The sequence below is a fragment of the Salipiger bermudensis genome (assembly GCF_020171625.1).
Classification (GTDB): domain Bacteria; phylum Pseudomonadota; class Alphaproteobacteria; order Rhodobacterales; family Rhodobacteraceae; genus Salipiger; species Salipiger bermudensis_B.
The window spans coordinates 264,042-278,449 of record NZ_JAIUZY010000003.1 but is presented as its reverse complement, the minus strand read 5'-3'; the positions used below and the strand labels follow the sequence as shown (position 1 = coordinate 278,449).

The following is a 14,408-nucleotide window of genomic DNA, read 5'->3' as shown; positions in this document are numbered from 1 at the left end:
GTGAATGCGAGAGCGATTGGACCTGGCACGGAGCGTAGGCCGGGGGCCGGGAGGTCGTCCTTGATACCGATCAACCGCGATGTCTTGGGCCTGTCGCACGCGCCGCGCTACAAGTCCGCACGCGCGGGGCCATAACGCTGCAAGTACCGTGCTACAGGGCTGCTACACGCACCGTGCAGGAGAGTTGCTCCCTGCGCCCCAAGGGATGCAGGCGCCATCCTACAGGGTTGGAGGCGCTTCGCCACAGAGCTGCACCCGCCGCGCTACAGAGCTGCGCCCACCTGCACCCCGCTCCACAGCCCCTCAAGCGAAAGGCGCCGGAAGATCCGGCGCCTTTGTCATGTCATTGCTGCGCTGCGGTCTCAGACCAGCCGCGAGACCTCTTTGGCCGCGCGCACGAAATCCTTGAACAGCGGATGCGGATCGAAGGGCTTCGACTTCAGCTCGGGGTGGAACTGCACGCCGATGAACCACGGGTGATCCGGCCATTCGACGATTTCCGGCAGGCGGCCGTCGGGCGACATGCCCGAGAAGCAGATCCCGGCGGCCTCGAGCGGCTTGCGGTACTTGATGTCGACCTCGTAGCGGTGGCGGTGGCGCTCGTCGATGGTGGTGGTGCCGTAGACCTCGGCGACCTTCGAGCCCTTGGACAGCACGGCGTCATAGGCGCCGAGGCGCATGGTGCCGCCCTTGTCGTCCGCCACCGAGCGGTTGACCCGCTGGTTGCCCTGCACCCATTCCTTGAGGTGATACACCACCGGCTCGAAGCGTTTCTCGCCGGCCTCGTGGTCGAACTCTTCCGACCCGGCCTTGCTCACGCCCGCGACGTTGCGCGCCGCCTCGATCACGGCCATCTGCATCCCGAGGCAGATGCCGAGATAGGGCACGTTGTGCTCTCGCGCGAACTGCGCCGCCTTGATCTTGCCCTCGGTGCCGCGTTCGCCGAAGCCGCCGGGCACGAGGATGGCATCGTAGCTCTCGAGATAGGGGGCGGCATCCTCGCGATCGAAGAGCTCGGCGTCGACCCAGTTGATCTTGACCTTCACCCGGTTCGCCATGCCGCCATGGGTGAGCGCCTCGGCGATGGATTTGTAGGCATCCTCGAGCTGGGTGTACTTGCCGACGATGGCCACGTTGACCTCGCCCTCGGGGTTGTGGATGCGCTCGCTGACGTCTTCCCACTTCTCGAGGTTGGGGCGCGGCGCCGGGGTGATCTGGAACGCGTCCAGAACCGCCTGATCGAGCCCCTCGCGGTGATAGGCGAGCGGGGCGTCGTAGATCGAGGACAGGTCCTGCGCGGCGATCACGCTGTCGGGGCGCACGTTGCAGAACAGCGCCAGCTTTTCGCGCTCCTTCTGCGGGATCGGGCCCTCGGACCGGCAGACGAGGATATCGGGCGCGATGCCGATCGAGCGCAGCTCCTTCACCGAGTGCTGGGTCGGCTTGGTCTTCAGCTCGCCGCTGGCCTTGATCCAGGGCAGCAGGGTGAGGTGCATGAAGATGCACTGGCCGCGCGGCTTGTCCTGCGCGTATTGGCGGATCGCTTCGAAGAAGGGCAGGCCCTCGATGTCACCGACGGTGCCGCCGATCTCGCAGAGCATGAAATCGACCTCGTCCTCGCCGATCGAGAGCCAGTCCTTGATTTCGTCGGTGACGTGGGGAATCACCTGGATGGTTTTGCCGAGATAGTCGCCGCGGCGCTCCTTCTCGAGCACGTTGGTATAGATCCGCCCCGACGAGACCGAGTCGGTCTTGCGCGCCGGAACACCGGTGAAGCGCTCGTAATGGCCGAGGTCGAGATCGGTCTCGGCGCCGTCATCGGTGACGAAGACCTCGCCGTGCTCGAAGGGCGACATCGTGCCCGGATCGACGTTGAGATAGGGGTCGAGCTTGCGAAGCCGGACCGAAAAGCCGCGTGCCTGCAGCAGCGCACCAAGCGCCGCACTGGCAAGGCCCTTGCCCAGCGAAGAAACGACACCGCCTGTGATGAAGATGTAACGTGCCATTGTGGCAGGACCCCGTGATTTGCCTCGAATTGTGGACACCCACGGGCCTTTCGGACCGCAGCATCACGGGAGTCCATATATAAAGGATTCGGGCTGCACTGTCCAGAGAACCGCAAGATGCTGTTGCGGTTCAGGGTGCAGCCCTCAATCTATGGTGGTTGGGCCGGAAGGCCTTAGTCTGCGCGCGGAACCATCGGCGCGTCGGGCGCCGAGTCGCTGTCGGAGGCCGACGGCGGCGGCAGCAGCGCGTCGGTGTCGAGATCGCCCGGTTCGCTCTGCTCTGCAGCCGGTGCCGAGCCGCCCAGACGGTCCATGACCGAGACGCCCGAGGCATCCTGTGCGGCGAGGATCGTGAGCGTGATCGACGTCACGATGAAGCCGATCGCCAGGATCCAGGTCACCTTGCCGAGCGCGGTCGCGGCCGCGCGCTGGCTCATGGCGCCACCGCCTCCGCCCATGCCGAGCCCGCCCCCTTCGGAGCGCTGCAGCAGCACCGCGCCAATCAGCGACAGCGCGAGAAGAAGATGGACGATGAGAATGACGTTCTGCATGGAAGGTCCCGAAGCCTGCGGTCTTGGCGCGCTATGTAGGGGAAGCCGCAGATGGGCGCAACCCGCGAGATGGGCTGTCCGGGCCGCGGCGCGGGTGACGCCACGGGCCCCGACAGCGGACCGCGCACCGGCGGGGCGGAACGAGACCGGGGCGCGCACTCTTTTTGATTGAGTTAACGCATCAGAGAAATATTTGAGGTAGTGTATTGCCCGAAGGCCGGTCGCTCGCTACCGTCCCGCCATGCCACAGGATAAACCCCTTCTCGGCATCGTTCTGATGCTCGGTTTCTGCATCATCGCGCCGTTGGCCGACGCGGTTGCAAAGCTCATCGCCGACTCGGTCCCGCTGGCCGAGCTGGTGTTCTTCCGCTTCGCGGTTCAGGCCCTGCTTCTGGTGCCGCTGATGCTGCTGACGGGGCGCAGCTTCCGAATGCGCAGGCGGGTGGCGGGCATCGTGTTCCTGCGCACGCTCATGCATATCCTTGGCATCGGCATGATGGTCACCGCGCTGCGCTACCTGCCGCTGGCCGACGCCATCGCCATCGCCTTCGTCATGCCCTTCATGCTGCTGATCCTCGGGCATTATTTCATGGGCGAAGAGGTCGGCTGGCGCCGGCTCGTGGCCTGTGCCGTGGGCTTTGCCGGCACGCTTCTCGTGGTTCAGCCCGCGTTCCGCGATGTCGGCTGGCCGGCGCTGCTGCCGCTGGGCGTGGCGCTGAATTTCTCGCTCTTCATGATCACCACGCGCCAGATCTCGCGCGATATCGATGCGGTTTCGTTGCAGGCGATTTCCGGCCTGATGGCAATCGTGGTGATCGCGCCGATGCTGGTGTTTCTGCCGGCCGGGCGCATCCCCGAGATCCAGTGGGCGGCTCTGCCGGCCGAAGGCTGGGCGCTGCTGCTGTCGATCGGTCTGCTCGGCACCGTGGCGCATCTGCTGATGACATGGTCCTTGCGCTACGCGCCCGGGGCGACGCTTGCCCCGATGCAGTATCTCGAGATGCCCTTCGCCACGCTGTTCGGCTTCCTGATCTTTCAGGAGCTGCCGAATCCGATGGCGACGCTGGGGATCTGCATCATCATGTCCGCGGGGCTGTTCATCCTCGCGCGCGAGCGGGCCATTCATCGGGCGCAGAAAGCAGGGCTCGCGCCAGTTCCGGAAGTTCCCGCACCGGCAAAATGATCAGCATCAGCGGCGCGTCCACGCGCAACGAGACCGTCTCTGCGCTGGTCTCGTTCGAGGTGCCCGCGCGCTCTGCCGGGGTGAAGTCGAGCCCGCCCAGCGGCCAGCGCAGCCCGGTGCTCTCGCCGCGCACCAGCCCCATCGGATAGAGCGAAAAGCGCAGCCCCACGGGCAGAGACAGGGTGATTTGCGGAGGAGCCAGCGCGATGGCGTCCGCCTCGCCCACGAGAATGCAGCGCCGATCCGCGCGCCGCGCCAGAACCGTCAGCGCCGCGAGTTGGTGGTCGACGCGCGGGCCCAGGAACCCGGTGCCGAACACCAGAGGAGCCGCGATGTTGCGCAGGCACTTGTCGAAATCGGTGCTGTCCTGCTCGGCAATGTGATGCACCCGCTCGCCCGGGATCTGCGCCCGCGCGCTTTGGGACAGGGAATCGAGGTCGCCGATCACCGCGTCCGGCACCGCGCCCGCCTGCAGCAACGTCTCCGCGCCTCCGTCTGCCGCCACGCGAGTCCCGCACCGCGCCAGAAGCGGGGCAAGCTGCGCCCCGGGGCTGTCGCCGCCGCCCACCAGAAGGATCGGCTCGGCGCAGGTCAGAAGGGGGGCATTCATGGCAACTTTACGACTTTCGGTGAGTTAGGTCACAATGGCGACACGAAATGATACGCTAGAGACCTAAGATTCGGTCGGCTTTCGTCTCGTATGACGTGGTAAACAATTTGTTGCAAAGTGATTGAGAGTGAACAGAACATGGTTAGTTCGAGTAAAATTCTAACAGTCTCCTATGGCACCTTCTCCTGTACTGCGGAGGGGTTCGATGATCCGCTCGAGGTGGTGAAAGATGCCACCCATTTCTTCCGCGGCGTGGTCCGGGAAGACCGCTTCTTCGGCGCCGAGCCGCCGCAGTTCGACCCCGAACTCGCGGCCGAGTTGCTGCTGTCCCAGATGAGTGCAGAAGCGGGGCAGGGCAAGCTGACCCTCGGTGACCCGGCCTCCGCACCCGCGTTCTCGACCGGCCGTGCGGGGATGCAGCCCGCGGTGCCTGCGGGCGAAAGCGGCCCGCAAGCAAGCGCCGCGGCCAAGGCCGTGGCCGAGATGGCAGCGGAACGCGCGAGCGATGAGCCGAAGGTGGCCGTCTCCTACCAGGGCGACGGCAGTGAGGACGATCTCGATGCCGCCCGCAAGGCCGAGGATACCATCGCAGCGCTTCTCGCCGATGAAGCCTTCGAGGACAGCCTCGAGGACGAGCCGCTTTTCGGTGAGGTCGAGGCCGAGCTTCCCGCCGCGCCGAAACCCGGCGTCGGGCTGAGCGATCCGGACAGCGTGGCAGCCAAACTGCGCCGCATCCGCGCCGTGGTGGCGCAGGGCGCGCCTGCGGATGCCGAGGCGGAGCCGGAAGACGATGAGACCGATGCTTCGGTCTCGGCGCTGCTTGCGGATGAAGAATCAGCACGCGACGACACCGATGGCGCGACGCAGTCCCTGCACGACAGCCTGTTCACCGAGACAGACGCCACCGCTGCTTTCGATGAGGTGTTCGAGGACGATGTCGAGGAGGACAGCGCGTCCGACGACGCGGTCCTCGAGGCGCAGGCAGCGCTTTCCGAGCCCCAGAGCGCGCCCACGGAGCCGCGGGCCCGCGTGATCAAGGTCAAGCGGGCGGCGTTCGACACCGCGCCGGGCGCGGGTCTCGCCGCAGCCGCGGCGGCAAGTAGCCTGAGCCCGGAAGACGAGGATGATTTGTCGCGCGAGCTTGCGGCTGTCCGCGCCGAGCTTCAGGAGGACTTCGACGCCGACTGGGACGACGAGGACGCGCGCGAAACCGTCGATGGCGACCGCGACGAAGACGCCGCGGCGGAGGATCTGGCGGCCGAACTCGGCACCGATGCGGGCCTTGCCGCTGCCGTCGGCGCGGCCATGTTCCGCCAGGATGGCGACGAGGCCTGGGACGACGCCGACGAATGGGACGACGAGGAAGACGGCACTCCGGATCGGGGTGACGATTCCACCGCGCCGCTGCGCCTGCAGACCTCGGACGCCGCGCGTCAGGAGGACTGGGACGAGAACGGCGACAGCACGGTGCAGTTCGAGTTTTCGGAGATCTTCGAAGAGGATGAGGACGGCGCCAACCTTGCCGCCGAAGCTCAGCGCGAGGACAGCGAGCTTCGGACGGCGCATCAGGAGGTCCGAAAGGCGGTGAAGATGTCGAGCCCCGCGCGCGCCATGCTCACCGAGCGGAGCGTGGAGGACAATGACGCCTCGCGCATCCTCGACGAGACCAACACCCAGCTTCAGGAGCCGGAGGGCAACCGCCGCCGCAGCGCCATCGCGCACCTGCGCGCCGCCGTGGCCGCGACCCGCGCTGACAAGCTTCTGGGCCGCAAGCGCGATGCGCTGGAGCAGGCCGAGCCGTACCGCGCGGATCTTGCCAACGTGGTGCGACCGCGCCGGCCGGAAGTTCTTACCGGCCAGACCGAGCGCCCGGTCGAGGTGACGCGCCCGGCGCCGCTCAAACTGGTGGCAGAACAGCGTGTCGACCCGGAGACACCGGCCCCGGCCCCGCGGCCCCGCCGCGTGCGTCTCGCCGATATCGACGAGCCGGTGGCGATCAGCGCGGGTGAGGGGGATGACGGCTTTGTCGACTACGCTGAGAGCGTCGGCGCCCGCGACCTGCCGGAACTGCTCGAGGCGGCGGCGGCCTACATGTCGTTCGTCGAGCACCGCGAACAGTTCTCGCGCCCGCAACTGATGACCAAGGTGCGGCAGGTCGAGACCGAGGAATCGAGCCGCGAAGACCGGCTGCGCAGCTTCGGCCAGCTGCTGCGCGAGGGCAAGATCGAGAAGACCAGCGGCGGCCGCTTCACAGCCTCTGACCGGATCAGCTTCAAGCCGGACGCGCGCGCCGCGAGCTGATTGGGCGGGCATCGCTTGGAACGACCGCAGCGGCGGGGGCCACGGCCCTCGCCGTTTTTCGTGTCGGCGGCTTGGATGTCCGGGCGGAGGGTTGCCCTTGGAAGGAGCTAAGGGGGCTCTGCCCCCTCTTGGCGCTGCGCGCCAATTCACCCCCGGGATATTTTCGGCCAGAAGAAGACGTGAGCGCAGTGCCCCTGGCTTCTCTTCGTCAAAAATACTCCCGCCGGAGGCGGGCCGGGCGGTGCCGACAGTGGCGTGGGGGCGAGAGCGCGGGGCGTGCCGCAGGCATCAAAGACGGCGGGCAGGGCTAGCGCTTGGCGACAACGCGGGGCCGGAAAAAGACAAACCCCCGAAAGGCAGGGCCCCGGGGGTCGTCGAGTTCTTGTGTTGGAAGGTCAGCTGCCTGACCTTAGCCGGAAAGTCCGGGACGGAGGGCTCAGAGGAGGCCTTCGCGTTGGGCTTTCTTGCGTGCCAGCTTGCGGGCACGGCGGATGGCCTCGGCCTTCTCGCGCGCTTTCTTCTCGGACGGCTTCTCGAAATGTTGCTTGAGCTTCATTTCGCGGAACACGCCTTCGCGCTGCAGCTTCTTCTTCAGGGCACGGAGCGCCTGATCGACATTGTTGTCGCGAACACTAACCTGCATGTGGTTTTCACCACCTTTCTAAGTTTGAGTTGCAAGGAATTGCAGGAACTGGCCGTATAGCAAGGCCGGGCTAAATTGTCTAGGGTCAAGAAACTCAAATGAGACCGAGGAGAGGCCCATGACGGACGATGCAGCCGAGCGCCTGCTGGATGCGGCGCTGAACCATGTTGCCTTCGATGGCTGGTCCGAGACGACCTTCCGTGCGGCGGTGGCGGATGCGGGGGTGGATCCCGTGGTGGCACGCGGCCTGTTCCCGCGCGGGGCAGTCGATCTCGCGGTGGCGTTCCACAAGCGTGGCGACGACGCCATGGTGGCAGCGCTGGCCGAGAAGGACCGTGCACAGGACGGCGCGCCGCTGCGCTACCGGGACAAGGTGACGCGCGCGGTGCGGACCCGGATCGAGGTGGTCAAGGACCGCGAGGCCGTGCGCCGCGGCACCACGCTCTTTGCCCTGCCGATCTATGCTCCGGACGGGGCCAAGCTGATCTGGGGCACCTCCGACCGGATCTGGACCGTGCTGGGCGACACCGCGCGCGATTTCAACTGGTACAGCAAGCGGGCGACGCTGAGCGGCGTGTATTCCTCGACCGTGCTCTACTGGCTGGGGGACGATTCGCTCGACTTTCAGGCGACCTGGGCGTTTCTCGACCGCCGCATCGAGGACGTGATGCGATTCGAGAAGACCAAGGCGAAGATGCGCGACAACCCGTTGCTGAAGCGCGTGTTCGCCGGCCCCGAGAAGGTTCTGGGCTCGATCCGGGCGCCGCGCTCGGTGCGCGACAACGATCTGCCGGGCGGTTGGACCGCCCCACGCTGACAAGACAGGAAAGACCCTATGACTGACACGATGCGCGCCGTCGAGATCTCCGAGCCGGGCGGGCCGGAGGTGCTGCGACTGACCAGCCGACCCATGCCGCAACCGGGACATGGCGAGGTGGTGATTCAAGTGGCCTGGACCGGGGTGAACCGGCCCGATGCCCTGCAGCGGGCGGGCAGCTACGCGCCGCCCGCCGGCGCCAGCGACCTGCCGGGGCTCGAGGCGTCGGGCACCGTCGCGGCGGTGGGGCCGGGGGTGAGCTGGCCCGCGGTGGGCGATCAGGTCTGCGCGCTGCTTCCGGGCGGCGGCTACGCGGAATACGTCGCGACGCCGGCGGCGCATTGCCTGCCGGTGCCCGCGGGCATGGGGCTGCGCGAGGCCGCCTGTCTGCCCGAAACCTACTTCACCGTCTGGTCCAACGTGTTCCAGCGCGGCGGGCTCAAGGCCGGCGAGCGCTTCTTGGTGCATGGCGGCTCGTCGGGCATCGGCACGACGGCGATCCAGCTGGCGCATGTTCTGGGCGCGCGGGTCTTCGCGACCGCCGGCACGGCGGAGAAATGCGCCGCCTGCGTCTCGCTGGGCGCCGAGCGCGCGATCAACTATCGTGAGGAGGACTTCGTCGAGGTGCTGCGCGCCGAGGGCGGGGCCGACCTGATCCTCGACATGGTGGGTGGCGACTACATCCCGCGCAATCTGAAGACCCTCGCCGATGATGGCCGGCTGGTGCAGATCGCCTTCCTGCAATCGCCGAAGACCGAGCTGAATTTCGCGCAGCTTATGGTGCGGCGGCTGACCATCACCGGCTCCACCCTGCGGCCGCAGGGCGTCGAGGCCAAGGCGCGCATCGCCGCGTCCCTGCGCGAGCATGTCTGGCCGCTTCTCGACGCCGGACGCGTCGGTCCGGTGATGGACTCCGATTTTCCGCTCGAGGCGGCCTCCGAGGCCCATGCCCGCATGGAAAGCTCGGCCCATGTGGGCAAGATCGTCCTGAAGGTCGCCTGAGACCGGCCCGCCAACGGGGCGTGCCCGCCTGGTGTGGGGGCATCGCAGCGCGGCGGGAGAGATGCCGGGTGGACCATGTCGCGGCGCTGTCGCGTCGTAGCCTGCACCGCCCGCGCATCTGGTGATCGGGGGCGCGGCTTTGGGGCCTTGTACCCGAAGCCGCGCCGACGCAGTCTCTGCTCCAAACCACGCGCGAACAGAGGAGGATCCCCATGGCGGGCACGGCACGTACGGTCATCATCGAGGAACACGGCGGCCCCGAGGCGCTGAAGCTGGCGGACTGGCCGGTGGGCGAGCCGGGGCCGGGAGAAATCCGCATCCGGCACAAGGCCTGCGGGCTGAACTTCATCGATTGCTACCAGCGCTCGGGGCTTTACCCGATGACGCTGCCACACGCGCTCGGCATGGAAGCCTCGGGCGTGATCGAAGCGGTGGGTGAGGGCGTGTCGCATCTCGAGGTCGGCGACCGGGCCGCCTATGCCTCGGCGCCTCCGGGGGCCTATTGCGAGGCGCGGGTGATGCCCGCCGCGCAGGTCTGCCGTCTGCCCGACGCGATCTCCTTCGAGGAGGGCGCGGCGATGATGCTGAAGGGGTTGACGGTGCAGTACCTCTTCCATCGCACGACGCCGCTGCAGGCCGGGGACACGGTGCTGTTCCACGCCGCCGCCGGGGGCGTCGGGCTGATCGCCTGCCAGTGGGCCAAGTCCGAAGGCATCCGGCTGATCGGCACCGCCGGGTCGGATGAGAAATGCGCTCTGGCGGTGGAGCAGGGGGCGGATGCCTGCATCAACTACGCCACCGAGGACTGGGTGGCGAAGGTGCGCGAGCTCACCGATGACGCGGGCGTCGACGTGGTGATGGACTCGGTCGGCAAGGCCACCTTCGAGGGATCGCTCGACTGCCTGAAGCCGCTGGGGATGATGATTTCCTTCGGCAACGCCTCTGGCGCGGTCGATGCGTTCAATCTCGGCCTTCTGGCCCAGAAGGGGTCGCTCAAGGTGACGCGGCCCACGGTGTTCACCCATATCTCCGACCACGCCACCTGCCAGTCGATGGCGGGGATGCTGTTCGGCAAGGTGGCGTCGGGCGAGGTCGGCATCCGCATCGATCAGCGCTTCCCGCTCGAGGATGTGGCCGAGGCGCACCGGGTGCTGGAGGCGCGCCGCACCACCGGGCAGACCATCCTGACGCTGGAGTGATCTGACGGAGCGCCCCTCGCGGGGCGCGCAGGCTTTGCCCGGTCCCGGCTTCGCCGGGTCCGGGCGGGCAGGGCTCCGCTTGGCTGTGCACCGCGCCTCGTTGCAATGCCATGTCGCAGGGCCGGAGCACCTCCGGAGCGAAGGTCAGCCTCTCCTGCTTTCTTCAGCCGTCAGGAGCGCGGCGGGAACTTGATGTGCACGCGCAGGCCATCGGCGCCGTCCACGGTCAGGTTTGCGTCGTGCTGGAAGGTCAGGGTGCGGATCATCCGCCAGCCCAACGAGTTCGACCGCTCGGGGCGCTCCGCATCCGGCGGCAGGCCGACGCCGTTGTCCGAGACGAGCAGCGCGATGCCCCGCGTCGGGTCGCCGGTGACCTCGACGCGGATCAGTCCCCGGTCCCGGCCCACGAACGCATATTTGAACGCGTTGGTGATGAGCTCGCCGATGATCAGCCCGATGTCGATGGCAAACTTGCTGTCGAGCTGCAGCGTGGCGCAGGACACCTCGATATTGGCGGTGAGGGCGCCGCCGCTGAAGGCCCGCTCCGAGTTCTTGGCAACCTCGTCGAGCATCTCTGCAAGATCGACCTGTCCCGCATCCGTGCCGCGCTGCATCAATTCGTGGGCCTTGGCCAGCGAGCCGACCCGAACCTCGAGCTCGGTCAGAACCTGCTGGGTCTCGTCCTGCTCGGCCTGCGACTTGCTCATCCGGATCAGCGCGACGATGAGCGCCAGATTGTTGCCGGTGCGGTGATGCAGCTCCTGCATCAGCAGGTCGCGGTCGGCGATGCCCTCGGTCAGCTCGCGGTTCTTCTCGCTGAGCGCCGCGGTAGGGTCCTTCGCGCGCAGCTCGGTCAGAGCCCCCTCGGCCTGATCCACCAGCTGCGGGCTGGCGGGCAATCCCGCCGCGGGCAGGAAGGTCGCGTCGATCCGGGTGCCCTCGTGCCCGGTGTCGACGTCGAAGCGCGTGGCGATCCTCTGAACGCCGCGCAGCCCCAGCCCCATGCCCGTGGAAGAGGTGGGCGGGCCGTCCGGGGCGAGGCTCTCTTCCGGGATGCCGCGCCCCTGATCGGTCACCAGAAGACCGAGCGCCGACTTGCCGTTGACCTCGGTGAGCGAGAAGGTCGCACGGCCCTTCTGACCATGCTCGATGGCGTTCCGGCCGAGCTCGACGACGGCGGTCACGGTCCGCGTCCTCTCGAAGGCGCCGAAGTTTAGGACAGTCGTCAGCGTCATCGCCACATCGCGCAATCGGGCGACGTCGGCGCTCTGCTCGAGGGTCACGGTGGTCAGCTTGGCCGGTTTCATTGCGTGCGCTCCCGGTTGATGCGCATCACCACGATGCTGGCGTCGTCCCGTCCACGAAAGGCGCGGTCGAGGAAGAAGCCGGCGATCAGAAGTGGGCTCTTTCGCAGGATGCCCTGCGGAAAGTTGTTCTCCCGAAGCGTCTTGAGCCCGTCGCTGTGCATAATCACCATGTCGCCCGCCTCGAGCTGCGTGGCTTCCTCGTAGCCGCGCGTCGCGGCGCCGCCGATGCGGCCATCCCGGACCGCCATGCGGCGCACGCCCCCGGCGCCGATCACCAGCGTCGAGATGTTGCCCAGCCCGGCGTAGCGCAGCTCCATCTGCGGCTGCGCGATATGCACCAGCGCCGCGACGGCGCCGCGCTTGCCGACGAGCGACTCGGTGATCTGGCGCATGAGCTTGCCCGGCTCTGAGGACAGGCCGCCCGCCGCGACGGCGGCGTCCGTGACCTCGGCGGCGGCCTCTGCCGCCGCGGGGCCATGGCCGAGACCGTCGCAGAGCAGCACGTCGGTCGCCAGCGGCGTCTGCCGGATCTGGTAATCGTCGCCACAGGAGGTCTCGTGCGGATGGCACACGCGCAGCCCGACCGCCTCGACATCCCCCGTCCGCCCCGCCTCGGCCCCGCCGAAGGTGCAGACGATCGTGGTGCCGTGCTCGGGCGCGCTGAAGATATCGAAACTGTCGGACAGCCGCACGATGGCCCCGAGGCCGAGCCCGGCGGACTCGGTGGAGCTTTCGCCATCCTCGAACATCCGGTCGATATCCGGGATGCCCGGCCCCCGATCGGTGAAGATCATCGCGATGCGGCCTGCATCCGGCCCGCGCATCGGTTCGATCAGGGCCCGGCCACGGGTTGCGTAGCGCAGGATGTTGGTGGCGGCCTCCGACGCGACGATGGCAAGCTCTTCGAGGCGCGTTTCGGGCAGCCCGATCTCGGCGCCGTGACGCCGCGCCAGCCGCCGCACCACGGCGACGGCGCTGCGATCATCAATCTCGACCCACTGGTTCATAACTTGACGCTCATGGAAACGGTTGTGCCTTCACCGGGGGCGGACCGGATCTCGAAGTCGTGCGAGAGCCGCTTGGCGCCGCCAAGCCCTCTGCCGAGCCCGCCTGCCGTGGTGTAGCCCTCGGTCATGGCCAGCGTCACATCCTCGATCCCCGGACCATCGTCCCGGCACTCGACCCGCAGATACGCCTTGCCCGGGTCGAGATAAATCGAAATCCGGCCGCCGCCGCCATGCACGATCGCGTTGCGGGCAATCTCGCTCACCGCCGTCGCGAAGCGGGTGATGCGCATGGCGGAAAGCCCGCGCTCCTTCAGGACCCGCGCCACCGCCTGACGCGCGGCGACGACATCGCGACTGACAGCAAGCGTGATCTCCGCGACCGCGGTGCCCTTTGTCCCGGAGCGGTCAGCCACGCCGCAACTGGGACAGCGCGTGGGTGAGGCTGAGCGCCGTGCGGGTCTCGGGCAGGTACATCCCCAGCTCAACAAGCGTCACCGCGACCGCCGGGCGCATCCCGACAACGTAGGTATCGGCCGCCAGGAGCCGCGAGATCCCGGCCAGCTGCGCGATCACGCGCCCGACGAAGGTGTCGACGATCTCGAGCGAGCTGATGTCGAGGATCACGCCCTTGACGTTCTCCTTGGCGATCCGGTTCGAGAGGGTGTCTTGCAATTCCACGATCTCGGTATCGGTGACGTCGTCCTGAATGGAGACGAGAAGCGCGTTCTCGACCAGATTGATGGACGTCACACCCGACATGTCAGGAGACCTCGCTGGTCTTGATGACGTAGCCGACCTTTTGCAGCGCATCGGACAGCGCGGTGCGGATGCTCGAGCGGGTCGAAACCGTGCCGACGTCGATGCCAAGCTGGACCATCGTCTGCGCGATCATCGGGCTGATGCCGCTGATGATGCATTCAGCCCCCATCAGGCGCACAGCGGCGGCGGCCCGCAGAAGGTGCTGCGCCACCTGCGTGTCCACGGTGCCGACGCCGGTGATGTCCATGATCACCACCTCGGCCTGACGCTCGAGGATGGTCTGCAGCAGGTTCTCCATGACCTCCTGTGCGCGGGCGGAATCCAGCGTGCCGATCAGCGGCAGCGTAAGAACCCGGTCCCAGAGCTCGACCACCGGTGTCGACAGTTCGAGCATTTCCTGCCGCTGCCGCTCGATGATCTGGTCGCGCTCGCCGATGAAGATCTCGTTGGTGTAGATCGCGAAGGCATCGACCAGACGGGTCACCATGAGCACATCGCGGATGAGCCTCTGGCCCTCGAGATCGGGCATGGCCTCGAGTCGCTTGAACAGCGTCGACTTGAGGGCGAGAACGAAGGTCGCCATCTCGGTGGGCGTGACGCCGCGACCGACGCGCTCCTTGCTGACATCGACCAGAACCGCGCGCAGGTCTTCCCACGCGTCATCGTCGAGGTTGAATTCCTCGTTCACCACGCCGGCGCGAACGCCCTTGCTGAACGCTCTCAGCAGTTCGCGGTTCTGTGCCCGGCTTTCGGAATCGGAAAAGAGATCGGAGCGCTTCACGCCCTCTTTCACCTGGGTTCCAAGCCAATCCTCTATGAGGGAGGAAAAATCGGTCTCGAGGATGGACAAGATATTTGCCGTGGATGTCTGCGGCATTTGCTGAAACCTCAGTTGAATTTGATGCGGCAGATAAGCCAATCAGGTGAGCGAAAGTCAACAGATACGGTTACGTAAGCTTAAGCGGTCCCGGCTGAGGCGACCGGGAATCGCCCGCTCATGCCAAATATTCCCAAAATACCGGG

At 67.1% G+C, this 14,408-nt stretch carries 14 protein-coding genes; 5 read left to right on the top strand and 9 right to left on the bottom strand.

All coding sequences use genetic code 11. The features are described 5' to 3' along the window. Positions 1-362: 362 nt before the first annotated feature. Entirely contained in the window at positions 363-2,006 is a 1,644-nt protein-coding gene (locus tag LCM15_RS04850; protein WP_224853670.1) for a CTP synthase, read from the bottom strand. 173 nt (positions 2,007-2,179) lie between these two features. Next, complete coding sequence (gene secG / locus LCM15_RS04845) at positions 2,180-2,557, bottom strand: preprotein translocase subunit SecG (RefSeq protein WP_224853667.1); 378 nt, start codon at positions 2,555-2,557, stop codon at positions 2,180-2,182. Between the two features lie 241 nt (positions 2,558-2,798). Here secG and LCM15_RS04840 point away from each other — a divergent pair, with 241 nt between their 5' ends. After that, the gene (locus tag LCM15_RS04840) at positions 2,799-3,740 is read left to right on the top strand and encodes a DMT family transporter (protein ID WP_224853665.1); all 942 of its coding nucleotides are present in this window, start codon (positions 2,799-2,801) and stop codon (positions 3,738-3,740) included. Here LCM15_RS04840 and LCM15_RS04835 read toward each other — a convergent pair. Beyond that, positions 3,655-4,350 (bottom strand): thiamine diphosphokinase, encoded by a 696-nt coding sequence (locus tag LCM15_RS04835; RefSeq protein WP_224853662.1) that lies wholly within the window; start codon positions 4,348-4,350, stop codon positions 3,655-3,657. The genes LCM15_RS04840 and LCM15_RS04835 overlap by 86 nt on opposite strands. 138 nt (positions 4,351-4,488) lie before the next feature. Here LCM15_RS04835 and LCM15_RS04830 point away from each other — a divergent pair, with 138 nt between their 5' ends. After that, positions 4,489-6,651 (top strand): hypothetical protein, encoded by a 2,163-nt coding sequence (locus LCM15_RS04830; RefSeq protein WP_224853659.1) that lies wholly within the window; start codon positions 4,489-4,491, stop codon positions 6,649-6,651. 436 nt (positions 6,652-7,087) lie between these two features. Here the strand turns inward: LCM15_RS04830 and rpsU are convergent, their stop codons facing one another. Then, the gene (gene rpsU / locus LCM15_RS04825) at positions 7,088-7,294 is read right to left on the bottom strand and encodes a 30S ribosomal protein S21 (protein WP_005614280.1); all 207 of its coding nucleotides are present in this window, start codon (positions 7,292-7,294) and stop codon (positions 7,088-7,090) included. Positions 7,295-7,412: 118 nt separating this feature from the next. Between rpsU and LCM15_RS04820 the strand changes: the two genes are divergently transcribed. The 3 genes from LCM15_RS04820 (at position 7,413) to LCM15_RS04810 (ending at position 10,312) form a co-directional block, all read left to right on the top strand. Next, the gene (locus LCM15_RS04820; protein WP_224853656.1) at positions 7,413-8,111 is read left to right on the top strand and encodes a COQ9 family protein; all 699 of its coding nucleotides are present in this window, start codon (positions 7,413-7,415) and stop codon (positions 8,109-8,111) included. An 18-nt stretch (positions 8,112-8,129) separates the two neighbouring features. Beyond that, positions 8,130-9,113, top strand: a complete 984-nt coding sequence (locus tag LCM15_RS04815) for an NAD(P)H-quinone oxidoreductase (protein WP_224853652.1) — start codon at positions 8,130-8,132, stop codon at positions 9,111-9,113. A 212-nt stretch (positions 9,114-9,325) separates the two neighbouring features. After that, complete coding sequence (locus LCM15_RS04810; RefSeq protein WP_224853649.1) at positions 9,326-10,312, top strand: quinone oxidoreductase family protein; 987 nt, start codon at positions 9,326-9,328, stop codon at positions 10,310-10,312. A 170-nt stretch (positions 10,313-10,482) separates the two neighbouring features. Here the strand turns inward: LCM15_RS04810 and LCM15_RS04805 are convergent, their stop codons facing one another. Genes LCM15_RS04805 through LCM15_RS04785 form a run of 5 tightly spaced genes read right to left on the bottom strand, consistent with a single transcriptional unit; the run spans position 10,483 to position 14,262 of the window. Further along, complete coding sequence (locus LCM15_RS04805; RefSeq protein WP_224853646.1) at positions 10,483-11,619, bottom strand: ATP-binding protein; 1,137 nt, start codon at positions 11,617-11,619, stop codon at positions 10,483-10,485. After that, positions 11,616-12,626 carry an ATP-binding SpoIIE family protein phosphatase gene (locus LCM15_RS04800; protein ID WP_224853644.1) on the bottom strand — a complete coding sequence of 337 codons (1,011 nt, stop codon included), beginning with the start codon at positions 12,624-12,626 and terminating at the stop codon, positions 11,616-11,618. The genes LCM15_RS04805 and LCM15_RS04800 overlap by 4 nt, the downstream gene beginning before the upstream one ends. Further along, complete coding sequence (locus LCM15_RS04795; RefSeq protein ID WP_224853642.1) at positions 12,623-13,039, bottom strand: ATP-binding protein; 417 nt, start codon at positions 13,037-13,039, stop codon at positions 12,623-12,625. The genes LCM15_RS04800 and LCM15_RS04795 overlap by 4 nt, the downstream gene beginning before the upstream one ends. Continuing rightward, positions 13,032-13,385, bottom strand: coding sequence for an STAS domain-containing protein (locus LCM15_RS04790; RefSeq protein WP_224853640.1), 354 nt, complete (start codon positions 13,383-13,385; stop codon positions 13,032-13,034). Before LCM15_RS04790 ends, LCM15_RS04795 begins: the two co-directional genes overlap by 8 nt. 1 nt (position 13,386) lies before the next feature. Further along, entirely contained in the window at positions 13,387-14,262 is an 876-nt protein-coding gene (locus tag LCM15_RS04785) for an STAS domain-containing protein (protein WP_224853637.1), read from the bottom strand. Positions 14,263-14,408 lie beyond the last annotated feature (146 nt).

Coding starts and splice junctions, on each gene's coding strand:
- LCM15_RS04850 (WP_224853670.1), bottom strand. CDS start 2,006: ATGGCACGTTACATCTTCATCACAGGCGGTGTCGTTTCTTCGCTGGGC.
- LCM15_RS04815 (WP_224853652.1), top strand. CDS start 8,130: ATGACTGACACGATGCGCGCCGTCGAGATCTCCGAGCCGGGCGGGCCG.
- LCM15_RS04840 (WP_224853665.1), top strand. CDS start 2,799: ATGCCACAGGATAAACCCCTTCTCGGCATCGTTCTGATGCTCGGTTTC.
- LCM15_RS04805 (WP_224853646.1), bottom strand. CDS start 11,619: ATGAAACCGGCCAAGCTGACCACCGTGACCCTCGAGCAGAGCGCCGAC.
- LCM15_RS04835 (WP_224853662.1), bottom strand. CDS start 4,350: ATGAATGCCCCCCTTCTGACCTGCGCCGAGCCGATCCTTCTGGTGGGC.
- LCM15_RS04820 (WP_224853656.1), top strand. CDS start 7,413: ATGACGGACGATGCAGCCGAGCGCCTGCTGGATGCGGCGCTGAACCAT.
- rpsU (WP_005614280.1), bottom strand. CDS start 7,294: ATGCAGGTTAGTGTTCGCGACAACAATGTCGATCAGGCGCTCCGTGCC.
- LCM15_RS04785 (WP_224853637.1), bottom strand. CDS start 14,262: ATGCCGCAGACATCCACGGCAAATATCTTGTCCATCCTCGAGACCGAT.
- LCM15_RS04830 (WP_224853659.1), top strand. CDS start 4,489: ATGGTTAGTTCGAGTAAAATTCTAACAGTCTCCTATGGCACCTTCTCC.
- secG (WP_224853667.1), bottom strand. CDS start 2,557: ATGCAGAACGTCATTCTCATCGTCCATCTTCTTCTCGCGCTGTCGCTG.
- LCM15_RS04790 (WP_224853640.1), bottom strand. CDS start 13,385: ATGTCGGGTGTGACGTCCATCAATCTGGTCGAGAACGCGCTTCTCGTC.
- LCM15_RS04810 (WP_224853649.1), top strand. CDS start 9,326: ATGGCGGGCACGGCACGTACGGTCATCATCGAGGAACACGGCGGCCCC.
- LCM15_RS04800 (WP_224853644.1), bottom strand. CDS start 12,626: ATGAACCAGTGGGTCGAGATTGATGATCGCAGCGCCGTCGCCGTGGTG.